Genomic DNA, 16,631 nt, shown 5'->3' with positions numbered 1-16,631 from the left:
ATTTCTCAAAGGTGGCTTATGGGCTTGTCGATAAGGGGTTCGTCAGTCGTCGAACTCACGGGCTGGTGCCGTCCGCCGTGTCGTAGACGATGCGGTCGTCGACCACGGCCCCGTCCGGCCCGAACACCAGGATGGCGACCTTGAACTGCTGGCCGTTCCCGTAGCCTGGCTGGAGTTTCACGTTGTTCTCGGACCGTGCGGTGCTCGTGGCTGTCGCCTTGTCACCCGTCCCAGTGGAGACGGCGACCATCCGCGTCTCCGAGTAGCCGCCCGTCGGGGAGACGGTGTAGCTGACCTGGTACTCGGCCGAGTTCTTCTGGTCCTTGATGCTCGAACTGTCGAGTGTCGCGGTACTGGCCGTCGAGATGTCGTTGTTCGCCGCGGGGTTCTGGGCGTCGGCCACGTCCGTAACTGTCCGAGAGGCGGCGACGTACTCCCCACTGCCGTCGTCGTAGATGACCCGAACAGTCACGTCGTACGTGTCACCGGCACCGTAGCCGTTCGTGTACTGGAGCCCGCCACGCTCGGCGGCCTTCTGGAGCGTCTGGGTGGCGGAGCCGTCGTTCGTGTTCGCGTACTCGACCTCCACGCGCTCGAACGAGGCGTTCGTGTTCGAGATGCTGTAGGAGCCGACGTACTCCACGCTGTCCTGGTCCTGGTGGGTCAGGTCGTCTAGCCGGAACGCTATCAGCGGCTGCTGCCCGCCGCCACCGCCGCCAGTACCCTGGTTCTCGACGGTGAGTTCGAGTCGGTCACCGCTCCCGCCGCCGGAGACGTACACGTTCGTCGTCCCGTTGCTGTTCGCGGTGAACGACGTCGAACTCTCCCCGCTGGCGTCCGTCGCGTCCTCGCCCGGCGAAACCTCGCCGACGGTCCTGGCTCCGACGGCGTACTCGAACGTGCCACCGTCGACGATCGGTGTCGAGTCCGCGAACAGCGTCACCGACGACTGGACGCCTGCGTCGAGCGTGCAGTTCTCCCCGGTACACGTCAGCCCCGGGTTCTGGTTGTCGCTCTTCGTCTCGCTCCAGTCCACGACGTACGCTTCGCTCCCGCTGGTTCCGTTCCCGACACTCCCACTCGTGTCGACGGTCGTCGTCACGCGTTCGCGCGGGTCGCCGCCGCCGAGGATCTCCAGCGTCGCCGTCCCGGACTCCCCGGCTGCCGCCTCGAAGGTTGCTCGCCCGTCCGCGTCGGTCACCTGGCTCGCGTCCTCGAACGGGTTCGTACCGCTCACACTGACCTCGACGCCGCTCTCCGGGTTGTTGAACCGGTCGCGGGCCTCGACGGTCACCGAGTCGTCGTCGCGGTCGACCACGGTCAGGTAGTGCGGCTCCGGGTTCGACGTCCTGCTACCGACGCCGACGCTCGCCGTACGCAGCGTGTACGTCCCGGGTTCGAGGACCAGGCGAACGCGTCCGTCACCGGCCGGTTCGACCGCGCGGACGGCGTCCTGCTCGGCGAGGTCGGTGGTGTTCGCCAGTGAACTCGCCGAGGCCCGCGTGGGCAGCGTGACATTCACCGGGCTCGCGGTGTCGTTGGTCACCTGCACTCGGCTGTGGGGCGCGCTCAACGCCTCCGGGTCGACGCTGACCGACCCCGACTGGGAGGTACTGAGCGTCCCGTTCAGGGCGACCAGCGTGACGACGTCGTCCCGGACCACCACCTGGTCGGTCAGCGGAACCGTCGTGTTCTGCTCGGGGTAGTGGTTCGAGAGGATCGAGGACTCGTAGAGGAGGTCCGCGGCGCCGTCGTACTCGTTGTAGTCGGGCTCGTACACCAGGTACTTCGTGGACGCCGACCAGTTACCGTCGACGTAGTCCGCCGTCTCGGGGTTCGTCGCGCGGACGTTCGAGACGCTGACGGTGTCGTCGTCGTAGCTCCCGGTTCTGAGCGTCCCGGTCGACGGCGGCGGATTCATCAGGAACACGCGGGACGGGTACTGGGTGCCCAGCGTCACCGACGCGGGCTGGCTGTTCCCCGTCGCCGCCGTCGAGAGGAGCGCGTTGCGGACGTCGGTCAGCTGGCCCTGGACTTCCTGGCTGTGCTTGTACTCGACGTCCGCGTTCTGCGAGGGGACGACTGTCGCCTGGTAGAGCGAGAGGGCGATGATGATGGTCGCGAAGAGAAGGACGGCCCCGACCTGGACCGTCACCCCCCGAGTGTCGTCCCTGAATCGCACGGTTGCCGGACGTGGGGAGCCGAACGGTATAAACGCGGCGGCTGGCCGCTCAGTCGTCGTCTTCGATGACTTCCGGGTCCGACAGTGCGCTCTGGAGGCTGTCCAGACCGTTGACCCACTCCGTGACGAGGCCGTACTCCACGTCCTCGATGACGCTCATGTCGAGTTCCTCGCCGTCGATGACGCGAGTGCCCGCACACGCGCTCAGGCCGAGCGCGCGGTCGAGGTCCTCGTCGGCCTCGGCGGCGACCGCCGCGTCGACGTACTCCTCGACGGACGCCTCGTCGGCGACGCCGTCTGCGACGAACTGCTCGGAGCTGTAGAAGACGCAGACGAGACTCGTCTGGACGCCGTCGACGAGCATCACCTTGTCCTCGTCGTCGAAGTCGGGTTCGGAGAGCACGACCTCGCGGATGTCCGCGAGTTCCGTCATCGCCTCGTCCTCGTCGATGTCGTCGTCCTCGTAGGCCTTGATGATCTTCGCCACCGCGATGGCGACGTCGTCCTGGAGGTTCAACAGGAGGCGCGCGGAGTCCTCGTCCTCGGGGTCTATCTCCTCGTCTCTGAGGCGGTCGAGCCAGTTCTGCCAGCGTTCTTCGGAGTAGAACTCCTCCTCGGGGGCGCTCATACCACGAAAACCGGCTGCCCGAGACAAAGGCCTTTCCTTCAGCCACGAGCCATCACAACCGTTCTCACACGGGCGTTGCGCCGCGTAGACGCCCGTTCAGGCGTCCAGCGTCCCCCGCGTGTCGATGCCGTACACCGCCTCCGGCGTCTCGACGTGCGCCAGGGAGATGGCATCGTCGTGACCGTTCTCCCGGAGCCACCGCACGCGCCGGGGCACCGTCTTCGGCCCCATGACCGCACCCGGTCGGTCGGCGTCGTCCACGAAGTCGGTCTCCATCAGGAACGGTTCGCCCACCTCGACGGCGGTCTCCAGGTACCCCTTCTGGCACATCACGCTCTTCGTCACGCCGTCGAGTCGACCGCTCGCGTAGTGCTTGACGACGCGCTCGGGGGGCAGGCCGGCGTCCTCGGCCCACTCTGCAACGTCGGTCAGGTCCTCCGTGGCTTCCGTGTGCAACTGCAGCGCGACGCCCGTCTCCGCGGCGCGCTCGCAGGCGTGCCGGATGACCGCGTTCGACGCCGCCCACACCTCGTCGCTGACGTCGTAGTGTGGCCGCCCGGACTTCAGCGCCACCGCGCGCCCCTCGGCTGCGTACTCCGCCGCAACGTCGATGCCCGCGCACATCAGTTCGCGAGCTTCTCCGGGGGCGAAGTCGCGCTCGTCGACCAGCCGCGAGATTAGCCCGGGGTGGACGCCGAGGACGGGCCACGCGCGCCCGGGCAGGCGCTCTGAGGCCTCCGAGACCAGACGCAGCGTCTCCTCGAACACCGGCCGGAACTCCTCGCCCGTGTCGGCCTCGACGCCGTGGTGCCAGGACGGCTTGTTCACCACGAGGAGGTGTGTGCCACCGCTGCGCGCGAACTCGTCGACGGCCTCGAGGCCGCGGTTGTCGGCGTCGAGGTGCATGTGGTTGTCCAGCACTGGCGTCTCGAAGTCGGTCATTGGTGGGTGTTCTGGCTGGTCGCGTGAAAGTCTTTCAGGAGTGGGTGCTTCTGTCGTTTGCTCTCGTTGCTTCTACAGCACCCAGAAAGCCCCGGGCGGCTGAACCGTCCGCGACTCGCTGCGCGCGTCGCTCCTTCCAGTCGCTCCAGTGCTTACGTCGCCGGGCTTCCCGTACCTGGCCGGGGCTTTCTGGGTGTCGTCGGGGGGAACGAGATACGGCACTAGAAACGACACGCAGAGAACTAACCGCCTACTCGCCCAGAACGACAGCGTCGTCGGCAGCGTTCCTGAGCGCGTCCGAGCGGCCATGTTCGCCGGGGGCGATGGCGAGCGTGCGGACGCCGTGCCGGGCGGCCTGCTCGAGGACGGGCTTGAAGTCCGTGTCGCGCGAGGCGACGGCGAGCACGTCGACGGCCTCCGAGAGCACGAGTTCGGTGGCGTCGACGGCGAGTTTCACGTCCACGTCGCCGCTGGTCACGCGAACCTCGTAGCCGCGCGCCTCCGCCGCCTGGATCAGCTCCGGCGTGGCGTGTTCGTCGAGGTAGAGCCGGGTGACCGTCAGCGGTCCCGCGGCCGCGGCGCGTTCGCGCACGTCGTCGAGGTCTACGTCGAACTCGTCGCGGAGGACGTTCGGGCCGTCCACGAAGAGGGCGACGCCGCCCGCCTCGCCGCCCAGCAACTCCCGCAGTCGTTCCATACGTCGCGTGCGTGGCCGCGGGACAAGAGGGTGCCGGAACACCGCAACGCGGCGGCGAGTGTCACCACCTGAACTCCACTTCAGCCTGGCCAGGATACGAAAGCATTACTTTCCGGACGCCGACCCCACGGGTATGGGCCTTCGGACGCCGCCGCTGTACGGCCGCCACGAGGACCGCGGGGCGAAGTTCACGGAGTTCGGCGGGTGGGAGATGCCCGTCGAGTTCGACTCCATCACGGCAGAACACACCGCTGTCCGCGAGTCCGCCGGCATCTTCGACGTCTCCCACATGGGAGAGATCGAACTCTCCGGCCCGGACGCCGAGGCGCTGCTACAGCGACTCACGACGAACGACGTGTCCGCGCTCGACCCCGGCGACGCCCAGTACTCCACTATCACGAACGAGGACGGCGCCATCCTCGACGACACCGTCGTCTACCGCATGCCCGAGGGTGACGACGTCGACTACCTGTTCGTGCCAAACGCCGGCCACGACGAGCAGATGTACGAGCGGTGGACGACCCACCGCGACGAGTGGGGCCTCGACGTCACCGTCGAGAACGCCACCGAGGAGTACGGCATGGTCGCCGTGCAGGGGCCGGACGCCCCGGACCTCGTGGCCGCGCGCGCCGGCGAGGACGTCCTCGACCTCTCGCCGTTCACCGCCGCGTACGCCGAGGTGGCGGGCGTCGACTGCTGGGTCGCTAACACCGGCTACACGGGCGAGGACGGCTTCGAACTCGTCTTCCCGTCGGACGGCGCGGGCGCGGTCTGGGACGCCTTCGCCAGCGACTGCCAGCCCTGCGGACTCGGCTCGCGGGACACCCTCCGCATGGAGTACGGCTTCCTGCTCTCGGGCCAGGACTTCCACCCCGAGGAGAACCCGCGGACGCCGTTCGAGGCGGGCATCGGCTTTACGGTCGACCTCGAGACGGAGTTCGTCGGCCGGGACGCCCTCGCTGCCCAGCAGGAGGCGGGCGTCGACGAGGAGTTCGTCGGTCTCGTCCTGCAGGAGCGCGGCGTCCCCCGACACGGCTACGAGATCACGACTCCCGACGGCGACACCGTCGGCGAGGTCACCAGCGGCACGATGAGTCCGACGCTCGGCGAACCCATCGGACTCGGCTACGTGGACGCGGCGTACGCCGAGGACGGCACGACGGTCCACGTGGTCGTTCGCGGCACCGGCAAACGAACGACAGTCACCACCCCACCTTTCATCGACCAATGAGCTTCGACGTACCCGACGACCTGTACTACCTGGAATCGCACGAGTGGATAGACCCGCAGACCGGCCGCGTCGGCATCTCGGACTTCGCGCAGGACGAACTCGGCGACGTCGTGTTCGTCGAACTGCCCGCCGAGGGCGACGAACTCGACGCCGAGGACGCGTTTGGCGTCGTCGAGTCGATCAAAGCCGTCTCGGACATCTACGCGCCGGTCGGCGGCGAGGTCACCGCGGTCAACGACACCCTCGAGGACCAGCCGGAACTCGTCAACGAGGACCCGTTCGGCGACGGCTGGCTGGTCGAACTCGACTTCGACGAGGCCGCCCTCGAAGACCTGCTGAGTCCGGACGACTACCGGGACCAGATCGCCTGAGCACTCCGGTCCGCGTCCTGTCACCCAGTTATCGCTCGGCGAAGCGTTTTCGTTCCATCGGGGCGTGCAGTTGTCCAATGAGCAAGCAGACGAATCTCGGCCCGCAGCACGAACTCCCGGGCCCGACTGTCGAGCGTTCCGACCCGCTGAACGTGGAGACGGGACTTCAGGCGCTCCGGGACAGCGCCGAGTTCCGCGGCCCCATCGAACCGCTCGAGGGCGTGCCGGCGAACGAGCACATCGCGCTGTTCTACGAGTCCCGCGATGAGCAGTTCGCCGCGATGGTCCCGTTCGTCCGCCAGGGGCTCGAACGCGGCGAGCGAGTGATGTACGTCATCGACGACTCCACCGACGAGGAGTCGGTGGTCGCCGCGATGCGTGACCGTGGCGTCGAGGTCGACGGCGCCCTCGCGTCGGGGGCGCTCACCTTCCACAGCGTCGAGGGGACGTACCTCCGGAACGGCAGCTTCGACCCCGACGACATGCTAGAGTTCTACGCGGACGCCATCGACGACGCCACGGGGGAGTATCCGGCGCTCCGGGTCACCGCGGACACCCACTGGATCGTCGACGACGAGACGGAGACTGCCGACTTCATGGAGTACGAGAGCCGGGTGAACGACCTCTTCGAGGGGGAGGACTGTATCGCGCTCTGCCAGTACGACCGCGAGGCGATTCCGCCCGAGATCCTCACCGACGTCGTCCGCACTCATCCTCACCTCATCTACGACGGAACGCTCTGTCACAACTTCTACTACACGCCGCCACAGGAGTACCTGGACCCCGACGAACCCGCCCGGGACGTCGAGCGGATGCTGGCCACCCTCGTCGACCGGACGGAGTCGAAGGTGGAACTGAGCGAGACCGTCGATGCCCTCGAGGAGTCCAACGAGCGCCTCAAGCGCTTCGCCTACGTCGCTTCCCACGACCTCCAGGAGCCGCTGCGGATGATTTCGAGCTACCTCCAGTTGCTCGAAGACCGACACGGCGAGGACCTCGGCGCGGACGCCGCGGAGTACATCGAGTTCGCCGTCGACGGCGCGGACCGGATGCGTGCGATGGTCGAGGGACTGCTCGCGTACTCGCGCATCGACATCCAGGACTCGGCGTTCGAGACGGTCGACTGCGAGCACGTCCTCGACGACGTCCTGACCGACCTGCAGCTCCAACTCGAGGAGAGCGACGCGACCATCGAGGTCGACGACCTGCCGGACGTCTACGGCGACGCCAACCAGTTCGAGCAGCTGTTCTCGAACCTCCTCTCGAACGCCGTCAAGTACAGTGGCGAGGACCCGCCGCACGTCGAGATTTCGGCAGAGTGCCACGGCGACCGCCGCGTGTTCTCGGTCGCGGACGACGGCATCGGCATCGACCCGGCGTACACCGGCCAGATCTTCGAGGTGTTCAACCGGCTCCACTCGAGCGACGACTTCCCGGGCACGGGCATCGGCCTCGCGCTCTGCCGGAAGATCGTCGACCACCACGGCGGCGACATCTGGGTCGACTCGGAACCGGGCGAGGGGACGACGTTCTACTTCACGCTCCCGGCCACGAGTTAGCAGCCAACCGGGTGCCAGAGCGCATGTTCGGACCAGTCGGTGATCAGCGGGAGCGTCGCTGGAGGGCGAGAGCGTGACCCGTCCGGCCGACGACTCGCCGCACGTGCTGGTGGTCGAGGACAACCCGGGCGACGTCCGCCTGATACGCGAGGCGTTCGCCGAGAGCCACCTCGACAGCTCGCTGGCCGTCGCGACCGACGGGGAGGCGGCGCTCGACTACCTCCACGGACGGGACGCCGAGCGCCCCGACCTCGTGACCCTGGACCTCAACGTCCCGCGGGTGGACGGCAACGAGGTCCTCGAGGCGGTCAAGACGACGCCGGACCTCGCGTCGATTCCCGTGGTCGTGCTGTCGAGTTCCAGTTCGCGGGAGGACATCGAGGAGACACGGGAGCTAGCGGCCAACAGCTACTTCGTGAAACCCGTGGACCCGGCGGCGTTCATCTCGCTCGTCCGGCGGTTCGTGGAGACGTTCGCCGCCGTCGGCCGACTGCCGCTGGGCGAGTACGAGACACCCGTCGAGTGAACTGGCGCTCGCCCCCGTGCGGTCGGCGTAGTGTCTGGGTAGTGGCTCGTTCGTGTCTACCTGACGATTCGCACGCACCGTCGAATGCACGTCGGTGCTCAGATTCGCCGGTTCGTGGTTCCGGAAACCGGGAGTATCTTAGTGTCCGCATCGTAAATTGTGTCCATGACCGAAACCGGAGTCGCTCGTCGCTCGGGAGGCCGACCATGAGCGGGAGTCCGTACGCGCCACACTCGGAGTCGGAGACCGCAGCGATGCTCGACGCGGTCGGCGTCGACGACGTGGAAGCCCTCTTCGACATCCCCGAGTCGGTGCGCTTCGACGGGGAGTTCGGCATCGACGCGAAGTCCGAACAGGCGGCCGTCCGGGAGACGACCCGGCGGCTGTCGAAGAACGACGACCTGACGGAGTTCCTCGGGCGCGGGCACTACGAGCACTACGTGCCGTCGCTCGTCGACCACCTCTCCCAGCGCTCGGAGTTCATCACCTCCTACACGCAGTACCAGCCGGAGGTCACGCAGGGGTTCCTGCAGGTACTGTTCGAGTACCAGTCGCTGCTCGTCGAACTGACAGGCCTCGGCGTGGCGAACTGCTCGATGTACGACGAGGCGACGGCGCTCGCGGAGGCCGCGCTGCTCGCCAAACGCGTGCGCTCCTCGTCGGGTGACCGCGTGCTCGTCCCAGCGTACGTGCGCGAAGGCCACGTGAGTGTTCTAGAGAACTACACGAGCGGGTCCGACGTCACCGTTGAGCGCTACGCCACCGAGCGTGGCAACGTCGACGTCGACGTACTCGCCGACACGATGGACGACGACGTGGTGATGGTGTACGCCGAGAACCCCACCACGACGGGCGCCGTCGAGGAACAACTCGACGCCGTCGGCGACCTGGCCGACGACCACGACGCGGTGTTCTGCCTCGGTTCGGACCCGGTCGCGCTCTCGCTGCTCCAGCGACCCGTCGACGTGGGTGCCGACGTCGTCGTCGGCGACGCGAGCGTGCTCGGTCTCCCGACGAGCTACGGGATGGGGCTGGGCGTGTTCGCCTGCCGCGAGGAGTACCTCCGGCAGGTGCCGGGTCGACTCGTCGGCGCGAGCGAGGACGACGCCGGCAACCGCGCGTACACGCTCACCCTCCAGACCCGCGAGCAGCACATCCGCCGGGAGCGCGCGACGTCGAACATCTGCACGAACCAGGCGTGGGTCGCGCTCCGCGCGGCCATCCACGCTGCCACCCTGGGGGCCGACGGCCTCCTCGACCTCGCCGAACAGATGGTCGAACTGCCCCGGGACCTCGCCGCGGACCTCGACGACCTGAATGGCGTGATCGCGCCGGTCCACGACCGCCACCACTTCCGCGAGTTCCTCGCTCGCACCGACCAGCCGGCTCCAGCCATCGTCGAAGACCTCGAGGCCGAGGGGTTCGCGGTGCACGCGGTCGACGACCACACGGTCCAGATCTGCGTGACGGACGCGAACGAACACGCGACGGACGCGCTCGTCGCGGCCTTCGCGGAGGTGGCGAACTGATGGAGTTCTACGACCAGGCGCGCTACGCGCCCGCCGACGGCGACCAGTACGAGTCGCTGCTTTCCGAGAAGGACGAGACCAGCGTCGACGTCGACTCCTCGCTCCCCGACGACCTCACGCGGGACGAACTCACGCTCCCGAGCCTCGAAGAACCCGAACTCGCGCGCCACTACGTCAGGCTCAGCCAGCAGAACTACGGCGTCGACTCCGGGCCGTACCCGCTTGGTTCCTGCACGATGAAGTACAACCCGCGGTTCACCGAGGACGTCGCCGCCCTCCCCGCGGCGAGCGTCCACCCGGACCGCTCGGAGCGCTCGACGCAGGGCACCCTGGAACTGATGTACGACCTCCAGGACTACCTCGGGCGCATCGGCGGCATGGACGCCGTCACGCTCCAGCCGCCCGCGGGCGCCGCCGGCGAGTTCGCCGGCATCCTGCTCGCGGAGGCCTACCACGAGGCCAACGGCGAGGGCCACCGCAACGAGGTTGTCGTCCCGGACGCCGCCCACGGCACCAACTTCGCGTCCGCCGCACTCGGCGGCTACGACGTCGTCGAGATCCCCTCCGGCGACGACGGCCGCGTCGACCTCGACGCGCTCGAAGCCGCGCTCGGCGAGAACACCGCCGCGCTGATGCTCACCAACCCGAACACGCTCGGCCTCTTCGAGCGCAACATCGAGGCGGTCGCGGAACTTGTCCACGACGCTGGCGGCCTGCTGTACTACGACGGCGCGAACCTCAACGCGCTGCTCGGCCGCGCGCGCCCCGGCGACATGGGCTTCGACATCATGCACTTCAACGTCCACAAGACGTTCGCGACGCCCCACGGCGGCGGCGGCCCGGGCGCCGGCCCAGTCGGTGTGACCGAGGACCTCGCGGAGTTCCTCCCCGACCCGCACGTCCGCCAGCGAGGCGGCGGCAACTACGAACTGTACACCCCCGAACAGAGCGTCGGGAAGGTCCACGGCTTCGAGGGGAACTGGCTCGTGCTCATCAAGGCGTTCGCGTACATCGACCGTCTCGGCGACGCGGGGCTCGCAGACGCCTCCGCGAAGGCAGTCCTGAACGCGAACTACCTCGCCGAACAGGTCGACTACGAGATCCCGCTCGGCCCGTTCCACCACGAGTTCGTCGCCAGCGCCGGTGACCAGGACGCCGCGGACGTCGCCAAGCGCATGCTCGACTACGGCGTCCACCCGCCGACGACGAAGTGGCCGGAACTCGTCGACGAGGCGCTGATGACCGAGCCGACGGAGGTCGAGACGAAGTCGAACCTCGACGACCTCGCGGACGCGTTCAATGCGGTCGCGAGCGAGGACGACGACGTCCTGGAGGACGCACCGACCCGCACGACTGCGCGGCGGATCGACCAGACGAGCGCAGCCCGCGACCCCCGGCTGTCCTGGCACGACCTCGAGTAACGCCACGGACCCCGGCTCTTCCTGCCCGCGACCGGGCGATTCGACGCTACACGTAGCGTCTCAGCCACCGCCCCACGGATCCAGCGCCGTATCCCACCCGCGAACTGCTGTTCTCGCCAGTCTCGCGCCACAGCGGCCGCCGAGTTCTACCCCGTTCTCACAGACGGCTGACTACGCGCAACGCCGATTCTATATCGCAGAATGCGGTTCATTCGCCACGCTCAGCACGCTAGTTAATGTCGAGAACCTGTGTAGAATGCCCAGTGTGGCACAGATTGGGCCGAAATTAGCCTCGGCGGGCAGTGGAGGGTGCTCTTCGATCGCGTGGCTCGCGTCGGCCCCGCTCTCGAACGGGTTCCCTGGGCGAACTGGTGGGGGGCTGGTAGTATCGGGGCCTGTCGACGGGCTACTGCGCAGGGCGCCCCGCGGAAGCAGATGCCACGGGAGAATCGGCGTTGCGTATGGAGAAAATCGGTGTTGCATAACTAGGGGAGATCGCTCCTTTCTCGCCGCCCGGATACCACGCGCGATCTCGCGCTCATCGCGCGGCAGATTCGAGACGGCGTGAGGCCGGACGGCTCCTTGACCTGGTCGTCGCGCGCTAACTCGACGGAACGATATTTCGTTGCCTCTCCGGGGACACGAATCGCGTTAGTCGGGAGTGACAGCGAGCGACGGGTCCAAAGGATGCGCTCTCGTCGACGCGACCCCGGGGGTTCGGGCCCGGAGGATGGGGTTCGACAGTCGGGGGATTGTTCGCGTGGCGAAAACTTAGGCCGGGACCGAGGAGTCGATGTCGCCGTCGATGCGGACGAACCCGTAGCTGCACTCGGGACAGTACCACTTCGTCTTCAGTCCGAGGTGGAGGTTCGTCGCGGCAGCTCGGTAGAACGTCTGCTCCGTTCCGCATTGGGGGCAGTCGTGTTCGAGTTCACGAGTCATACACGGGACTCGACGTGGGAGGCAATTCAACGTACTGGTTTTGGGGGCTACCGACGGGGGGTATTTACGTGTTAAACCACATTCCACGATACAAAATACTGGGTCGTGGCCCGAGCGGAGCGCAGGCGGACGGCGTTACCGACGGTAATAGCGTGGAAACCCGCAGAAGGCGCCGGCTCAGGGTCGCTAATCACCGTCGAACGACACCACGCCGTAGTCCAGGGGTCGGTTCGGTGGCTGTTCGTCCAAGTTGGCGACTACTCTCTGCGCTGCCCGTCCATGTGTTCCTCGACGAACCAGTGGACGATGTGCCCCTCGGCGCGGTGGAGCACGTCGCTGCACGTGGCGTTCGCGACGTCGAGGGTATCGGCGACGTCGCCGAGTGTCGCGTCACGTGGCGAGCGATAGTAGCCCTCGCGGGCAGCGGTCCGTAACACCTCCTGCTGCCGGTCGGTCAACAGTTGGTCGGCCTGACTGGCGTCGATCTCGCGAACGTACTCGATGGAGAAGCCGATGCCGAGGTCCTCGAGGTGCTCCCGCAGACTGGATAGGCGGCTGGTCGACGTCGTCAGTTTCCAGGTGGCCTCTCCACCCTGGATGTCGAACGGAGTCGTGAGTGGGACGCCGGCCCGCCAGACGGGGAGGAGCAGCAGCGGGTTCGACGACTGGATCTGCAGGAGTGCTTCGTCCTCGTGTTTCCACAGCAGTTCGAGCGCGTCGACGTCGTCGCGGGTCTGGATGTCGGTGATGACCGGCAGCGGGTTGGTGGCGGTCAGGCGGACGAGCCCGATGCCACTGTCCTCCCCGGGGATGCTCGTGACGACCTCGAACAGCAGTTCGGGGTGGTCCGACGATATCTCGCCGATCCAGGTGTGCTCCGGGACGTCGATGGTGAGTTTCGCGTGGGGCACGGTCGGTACCTCGTCCTATCCGGTCGCTCTGAATAACGTGCGTTGCGAACATGTTAGTGACTGCCTCGAATGCTCGCACCAGCGACTAACCAGCCTAGATTCGTACCTCGACGTGATGCCGAAAACAGTCGCACACGACGACTCGGGGCCGTTACGTCGGACACGTCGGGGTTCGGACAGTGACGTTGCGCGTCTCCGCACTGTGGCCGACGCAGCCGTCACTGGGCCACCCGCCCCCGCCGAGACGACCACCTCCAGGGCGGACCACCGATGATACCGGACGTTCCCGGGGCGATCACGGAGAATGCTCGCGTCGTCGTCGCGGTCATGCTCGTCGCGTCTGCCGTCGTCGCCGCCGGCATCCCGATGGTCGAGCGGTCGACGTCCCTCGACCAGTTCCAGACGGACGCCGAGGAGGCCGACGCGCTCGACTACGCGGACGCGAACTTCTCCAGGGGGGAGGGAGACAGAACCACTGCACAGGTCGTCGTCAGGGACGACGACGTGCTCGACCGGGAGACGCTCGTCGCGACACTCGAGTACGAGCAAGCGTTACGCGAGGACGAGACGGTCGCGGACACGCTCGTCGAGAACGACTCGACGCGGAGCGCCGCGAACCTCGTCGCTACCACGGCGGTCCGCGAAGAACGGGCAGGGGAGCTTCGAACCCGCCAGGTGGCACTCGACCAGACGAGTGCGGCACTGGACGACGCGCTCACGTCGCTCGCTGACTCCCCGAACGCGAGCGTGCGACCGGCGTTCGACGCCGTGGACGAGAACACGTCCGTGACCCTCACGGACGCCGACTACGCGCTGTTCGTGCGGAGCGTCGAGGAGCGACGGTCGGCCGACGCGAACGCGAGCACCGGCGGACAGAACGGGACGGACGCGGAGGGGAACGTCACGCGACGCATCCTCGCCGAGGAGTACGCGGCCCTGTCCGAGGACCGACGAGCACTCCAGGAACTCGACCCCTCCCTCGACGAGCAGGTGGACGCACTGCGGTCGCTGAACGACTCCGAGGTCGAGTCGCTGACCTCCGAGGTGCTCGCTGGCGACACGCGCCAGTCGTCGCGGGCGTTAGCGTTCATGCCGGACTACTACGAGCCGGGCTCGTCGTCGGTGAACGCGACCCTGCTGGTGGTCACCCAGGAGTCCTCCGGCGGGTCGTTCGCGCCCGGCGACGCCCCCGCCGAGATCGAGGACGCGCAGGCGGCCATGGCGGACCTCGCCCCGGCCGACGGCTCGATGTCCGTCCTCATCTACGGGGACGGCGTCGTCTCCACGGAGATCACGGACTCGATGGTCGACAGCGTCCTGCTGGTCGGCCCGCTCGCTATCGCGTTCGTCCTCCTCGTCCTTGTTGTCGTCTACAGGGACCTCCTCGACGTCCTGCTCGGACTGCTCGGGGTCGTCCTCGTGCTCGTGTGGACGTTCGGGGCGATGGGCTGGTTCGACATCGCGTTCAGCCAGCCGTTCATCGTCGTCCTCGTCCTGCTCATCGGGCTGTCGATCGACTACGGACTGCACGTCGTCATGCGCTCGCGGGAAGCCCGCGAGTCCAGCGACGTCTCGCCGAGTCGCGCCATGGCCGTCGCGCTCGGGAGCGTCGGCGTGGCGCTCGTCTACGTCACCACGACGACCGTCATCGGCTTCCTCTCCAACCTCACGAGTCCGCTGTCGGTCTTCCGACAGCTCGGCGTCGTCAGCGCTATCGGCATCGTCGCCACCCTGCTCGTCTTCGGCGTCCTCCTCCCCGCCCTGAAGGTCGAACTCGACACGTACCTGGAGTCCCGGGGCGTCGACCGCGTGAAACCGGCCGTCGGGAGCGGTCGCGGGTCGGTCAACCGGTTCCTCGGCGTCGGCGCGAAACTCGCCACGACCGCGCCGTACGTCGTCATCGTCGTTGCAGTCGTCGTCAGCGGCGCCGGCGCGTACGGGGCGACGGGGATCGACGCCAGTTTCGAGCAGGCCGACTTCCTCGCGGAGGACCCCGCCGACTGGCTCAAGGACCTGCCCGAACCGATAGCACCGGGCACGTACACGGCCGAGACGGCCATCGACACGCTGAACGCGGACTTCGTGAGACACGACACGACGGCGACGATCCTCGTCCGCGGCGACGTCACCGACCCGGCGACGCTGGACCGCCTCGACTCGGCCCGGGCGAACGCCAGCAGCGTGGACGCCACGGAGACGTACGCCGACGGCGAAGCCGCGGTCACCGACCCCATCACGGTGATGGACCGCGTCGCGGACCGGAACGAGTCGTTCGCCGCGACGCTCGCGGCCGCCGACACCGACGACGACGGCGTCCCCGACCAGAACGTGTCCGCCGTCTACGACGAACTCTATCGGGTCGCACCCGAGGACGCGGGGAACGTCCTCCACAGCGACGACGGTTCGTACGAGGCGCTCCGGATGGTCGTGACCGTCGACGGCGACGTCGAGGGCGAGGCGGTCCGCGAGCAGATGGCCTGGATCGCCGACGACGTCGACGGTGACGGCGTCACCGCGATAGCGACCGGAGACGTCGTCGTCAACCAGATCACCGCCGACCAGCTGGCCGAGACGGCGGTCACGAGCCTGGTCGTCGCACTCCTGTCGGTGCTCGTCGTGCTCGCTGTGGCCTATCGCTTCACCGAGCGGAGCGCCTCGCTCGGGGTCGTCACTATCGTCCCGGTCGCGTTCACGCTGACCTGGGTGCTCGGGACGATGGCGCTGCTGGAGATCCCGTTCAACATCGTCACCGGGATGATCACGGGCCTGACGATAGGCCTCGGCGTGGACTACAGCCTCCACGTGAGCGAGCGGTTCAACCAGGAACTGGCGGACGCGGACTCGGTAGCGACCGCGCTCGAGGAGACCGTCGTCGGAACCGGCGGGGCACTGCTGTCGAGTGCGGCCACGACCGCCATTGGGTTCGCCGTGCTGCTGGTCGCGATACTGCCGTTCCTCCAGTCGTTCGGTCTCATCACCGCGCTCACCATCGTGTTCGCCTTCCTCGCCAGCGTGTTCGTCCTGCCGAGTCTGCTGGCGGTGTGGGCTCGACTCTCCGGTCGCGCACCGGACGCGGACCCCGGCGACGAACCCACGCCCGCCGTCGGCGGCGTGACGCGGACGATAGAGCGCCGGTACGCGCTGCCCGACCAGTCCGTTCCGGTGTCGGTCTCGCTGCACGGCGTCGACGGTCGCGTGTCCCTCGACGAGCGCGTCCCCGGCGAAGTCGAGGCGCTCGACGTCGCCCCGGAACCGGTCGCAGTGACCCGTGACGACGGTGCCGTGTCCGTGTTCTGGGACGTCGAGCGGTCGTCGTCCACACCGACCGTCTCTTACACGGTCGAACTCCCCCAGGAGCACAGCGACGGCGACACGTTCGCGTTCGACGGCGTCGTCGAAGACGCCACCGGGCAGCGAGCGGTCGTCGGCGACGACACCGTCACCGTCGTCGCCGACGTCTTCCAGCGCGTTCTCGAACGTGGGACGGTCACGGACGAGGACGTGGAGATCGCAGTCGAACGCGACGACGTCACGCCCGAGGAGTTCGACCGAATCCGGCGGGCCTGGCTCGACGGATTCTGAGGCGACTGCGTCGGGGACGCCTCCACGGTCGACCCGGGCCCTGCGACCCGTGTTCCCGGACTGCGACCGCCGAACTGCCCGTGATGTAGTCGTAGCCGGGCTGTTCTGGC

Annotated in this window: 13 protein-coding genes; 7 read left to right on the top strand and 6 right to left on the bottom strand. The window is 67.7% G+C overall.

All coding sequences use genetic code 11. From position 1 onward, the window contains the following. Positions 1-55 precede the first annotated feature (55 nt). From LT965_RS02870 to LT965_RS02855, 4 genes are all read right to left on the bottom strand, one after another. Positions 56-2,182: an Ig-like domain-containing protein gene (locus LT965_RS02870; RefSeq protein ID WP_232702511.1), complete on the bottom strand. Its 2,127-nt coding sequence runs from the start codon at positions 2,180-2,182 to the stop codon at positions 56-58. A gap of 49 nt (positions 2,183-2,231) precedes the next feature. Further along, entirely contained in the window at positions 2,232-2,810 is a 579-nt protein-coding gene (locus tag LT965_RS02865; RefSeq protein WP_232702510.1) for a DUF2150 family protein, read from the bottom strand. A gap of 96 nt (positions 2,811-2,906) precedes the next feature. Further along, the gene (locus tag LT965_RS02860; RefSeq protein ID WP_232702509.1) at positions 2,907-3,752 is read right to left on the bottom strand and encodes a TatD family hydrolase; all 846 of its coding nucleotides are present in this window, start codon (positions 3,750-3,752) and stop codon (positions 2,907-2,909) included. Positions 3,753-4,002: 250 nt separating this feature from the next. Continuing rightward, a complete protein-coding gene (locus tag LT965_RS02855) occupies positions 4,003-4,449 on the bottom strand; it encodes an NYN domain-containing protein (RefSeq protein WP_232702508.1) in 447 nt (148 codons plus the stop codon). Between the two features lie 133 nt (positions 4,450-4,582). Between LT965_RS02855 and gcvT the strand changes: the two genes are divergently transcribed. The 6 genes from gcvT to gcvPB all read left to right on the top strand — a co-directional run bounded on the left by gcvT (position 4,583) and on the right by gcvPB (position 11,086). After that, on the top strand, positions 4,583-5,680 hold the full coding sequence (gene gcvT, locus LT965_RS02850) for a glycine cleavage system aminomethyltransferase GcvT (RefSeq protein ID WP_232702507.1): 1,098 nt from the start codon (positions 4,583-4,585) through the stop codon (positions 5,678-5,680). Then, positions 5,677-6,051 (top strand): glycine cleavage system protein GcvH, encoded by a 375-nt coding sequence (gcvH, locus tag LT965_RS02845; protein ID WP_232702506.1) that lies wholly within the window; start codon positions 5,677-5,679, stop codon positions 6,049-6,051. Before gcvT ends, gcvH begins: the two co-directional genes overlap by 4 nt. 77 nt (positions 6,052-6,128) lie before the next feature. Further along, the gene (locus LT965_RS02840) at positions 6,129-7,610 is read left to right on the top strand and encodes a sensor histidine kinase (RefSeq protein ID WP_232702505.1); all 1,482 of its coding nucleotides are present in this window, start codon (positions 6,129-6,131) and stop codon (positions 7,608-7,610) included. 73 nt (positions 7,611-7,683) lie between these two features. After that, on the top strand, positions 7,684-8,136 hold the full coding sequence (locus LT965_RS02835; protein ID WP_232702504.1) for a response regulator: 453 nt from the start codon (positions 7,684-7,686) through the stop codon (positions 8,134-8,136). A 206-nt stretch (positions 8,137-8,342) separates the two neighbouring features. After that, positions 8,343-9,665 carry an aminomethyl-transferring glycine dehydrogenase subunit GcvPA gene (gene gcvPA / locus LT965_RS02830; RefSeq protein WP_232702503.1) on the top strand — a complete coding sequence of 441 codons (1,323 nt, stop codon included), beginning with the start codon at positions 8,343-8,345 and terminating at the stop codon, positions 9,663-9,665. Next, on the top strand, positions 9,665-11,086 hold the full coding sequence (gene gcvPB, locus LT965_RS02825; RefSeq protein ID WP_232702502.1) for an aminomethyl-transferring glycine dehydrogenase subunit GcvPB: 1,422 nt from the start codon (positions 9,665-9,667) through the stop codon (positions 11,084-11,086). The genes gcvPA and gcvPB overlap by 1 nt, the downstream gene beginning before the upstream one ends. Before the next feature lie 771 nt (positions 11,087-11,857). Here the strand turns inward: gcvPB and LT965_RS02820 are convergent. Next, positions 11,858-12,028 (bottom strand): DUF7838 family putative zinc beta-ribbon protein, encoded by a 171-nt coding sequence (locus tag LT965_RS02820; RefSeq protein WP_232702501.1) that lies wholly within the window; start codon positions 12,026-12,028, stop codon positions 11,858-11,860. Positions 12,029-12,285: 257 nt separating this feature from the next. Continuing rightward, positions 12,286-12,939, bottom strand: a complete 654-nt coding sequence (locus tag LT965_RS02815) for a helix-turn-helix domain-containing protein (protein ID WP_232702500.1) — start codon at positions 12,937-12,939, stop codon at positions 12,286-12,288. 270 nt (positions 12,940-13,209) lie between these two features. On the opposite strand from LT965_RS02815, the gene LT965_RS02810 reads away from it, so the two are divergent. Continuing rightward, on the top strand, positions 13,210-16,521 hold the full coding sequence (locus LT965_RS02810) for an MMPL family transporter (protein ID WP_232702499.1): 3,312 nt from the start codon (positions 13,210-13,212) through the stop codon (positions 16,519-16,521). Positions 16,522-16,631 lie beyond the last annotated feature (110 nt).

It is taken from the genome of Halobacterium wangiae, from assembly GCF_021249345.1.
GTDB lineage: Archaea > Halobacteriota > Halobacteria > Halobacteriales > Halobacteriaceae > Halobacterium > Halobacterium wangiae.
This window is presented reverse-complemented; position numbering and strand designations above follow the sequence as displayed.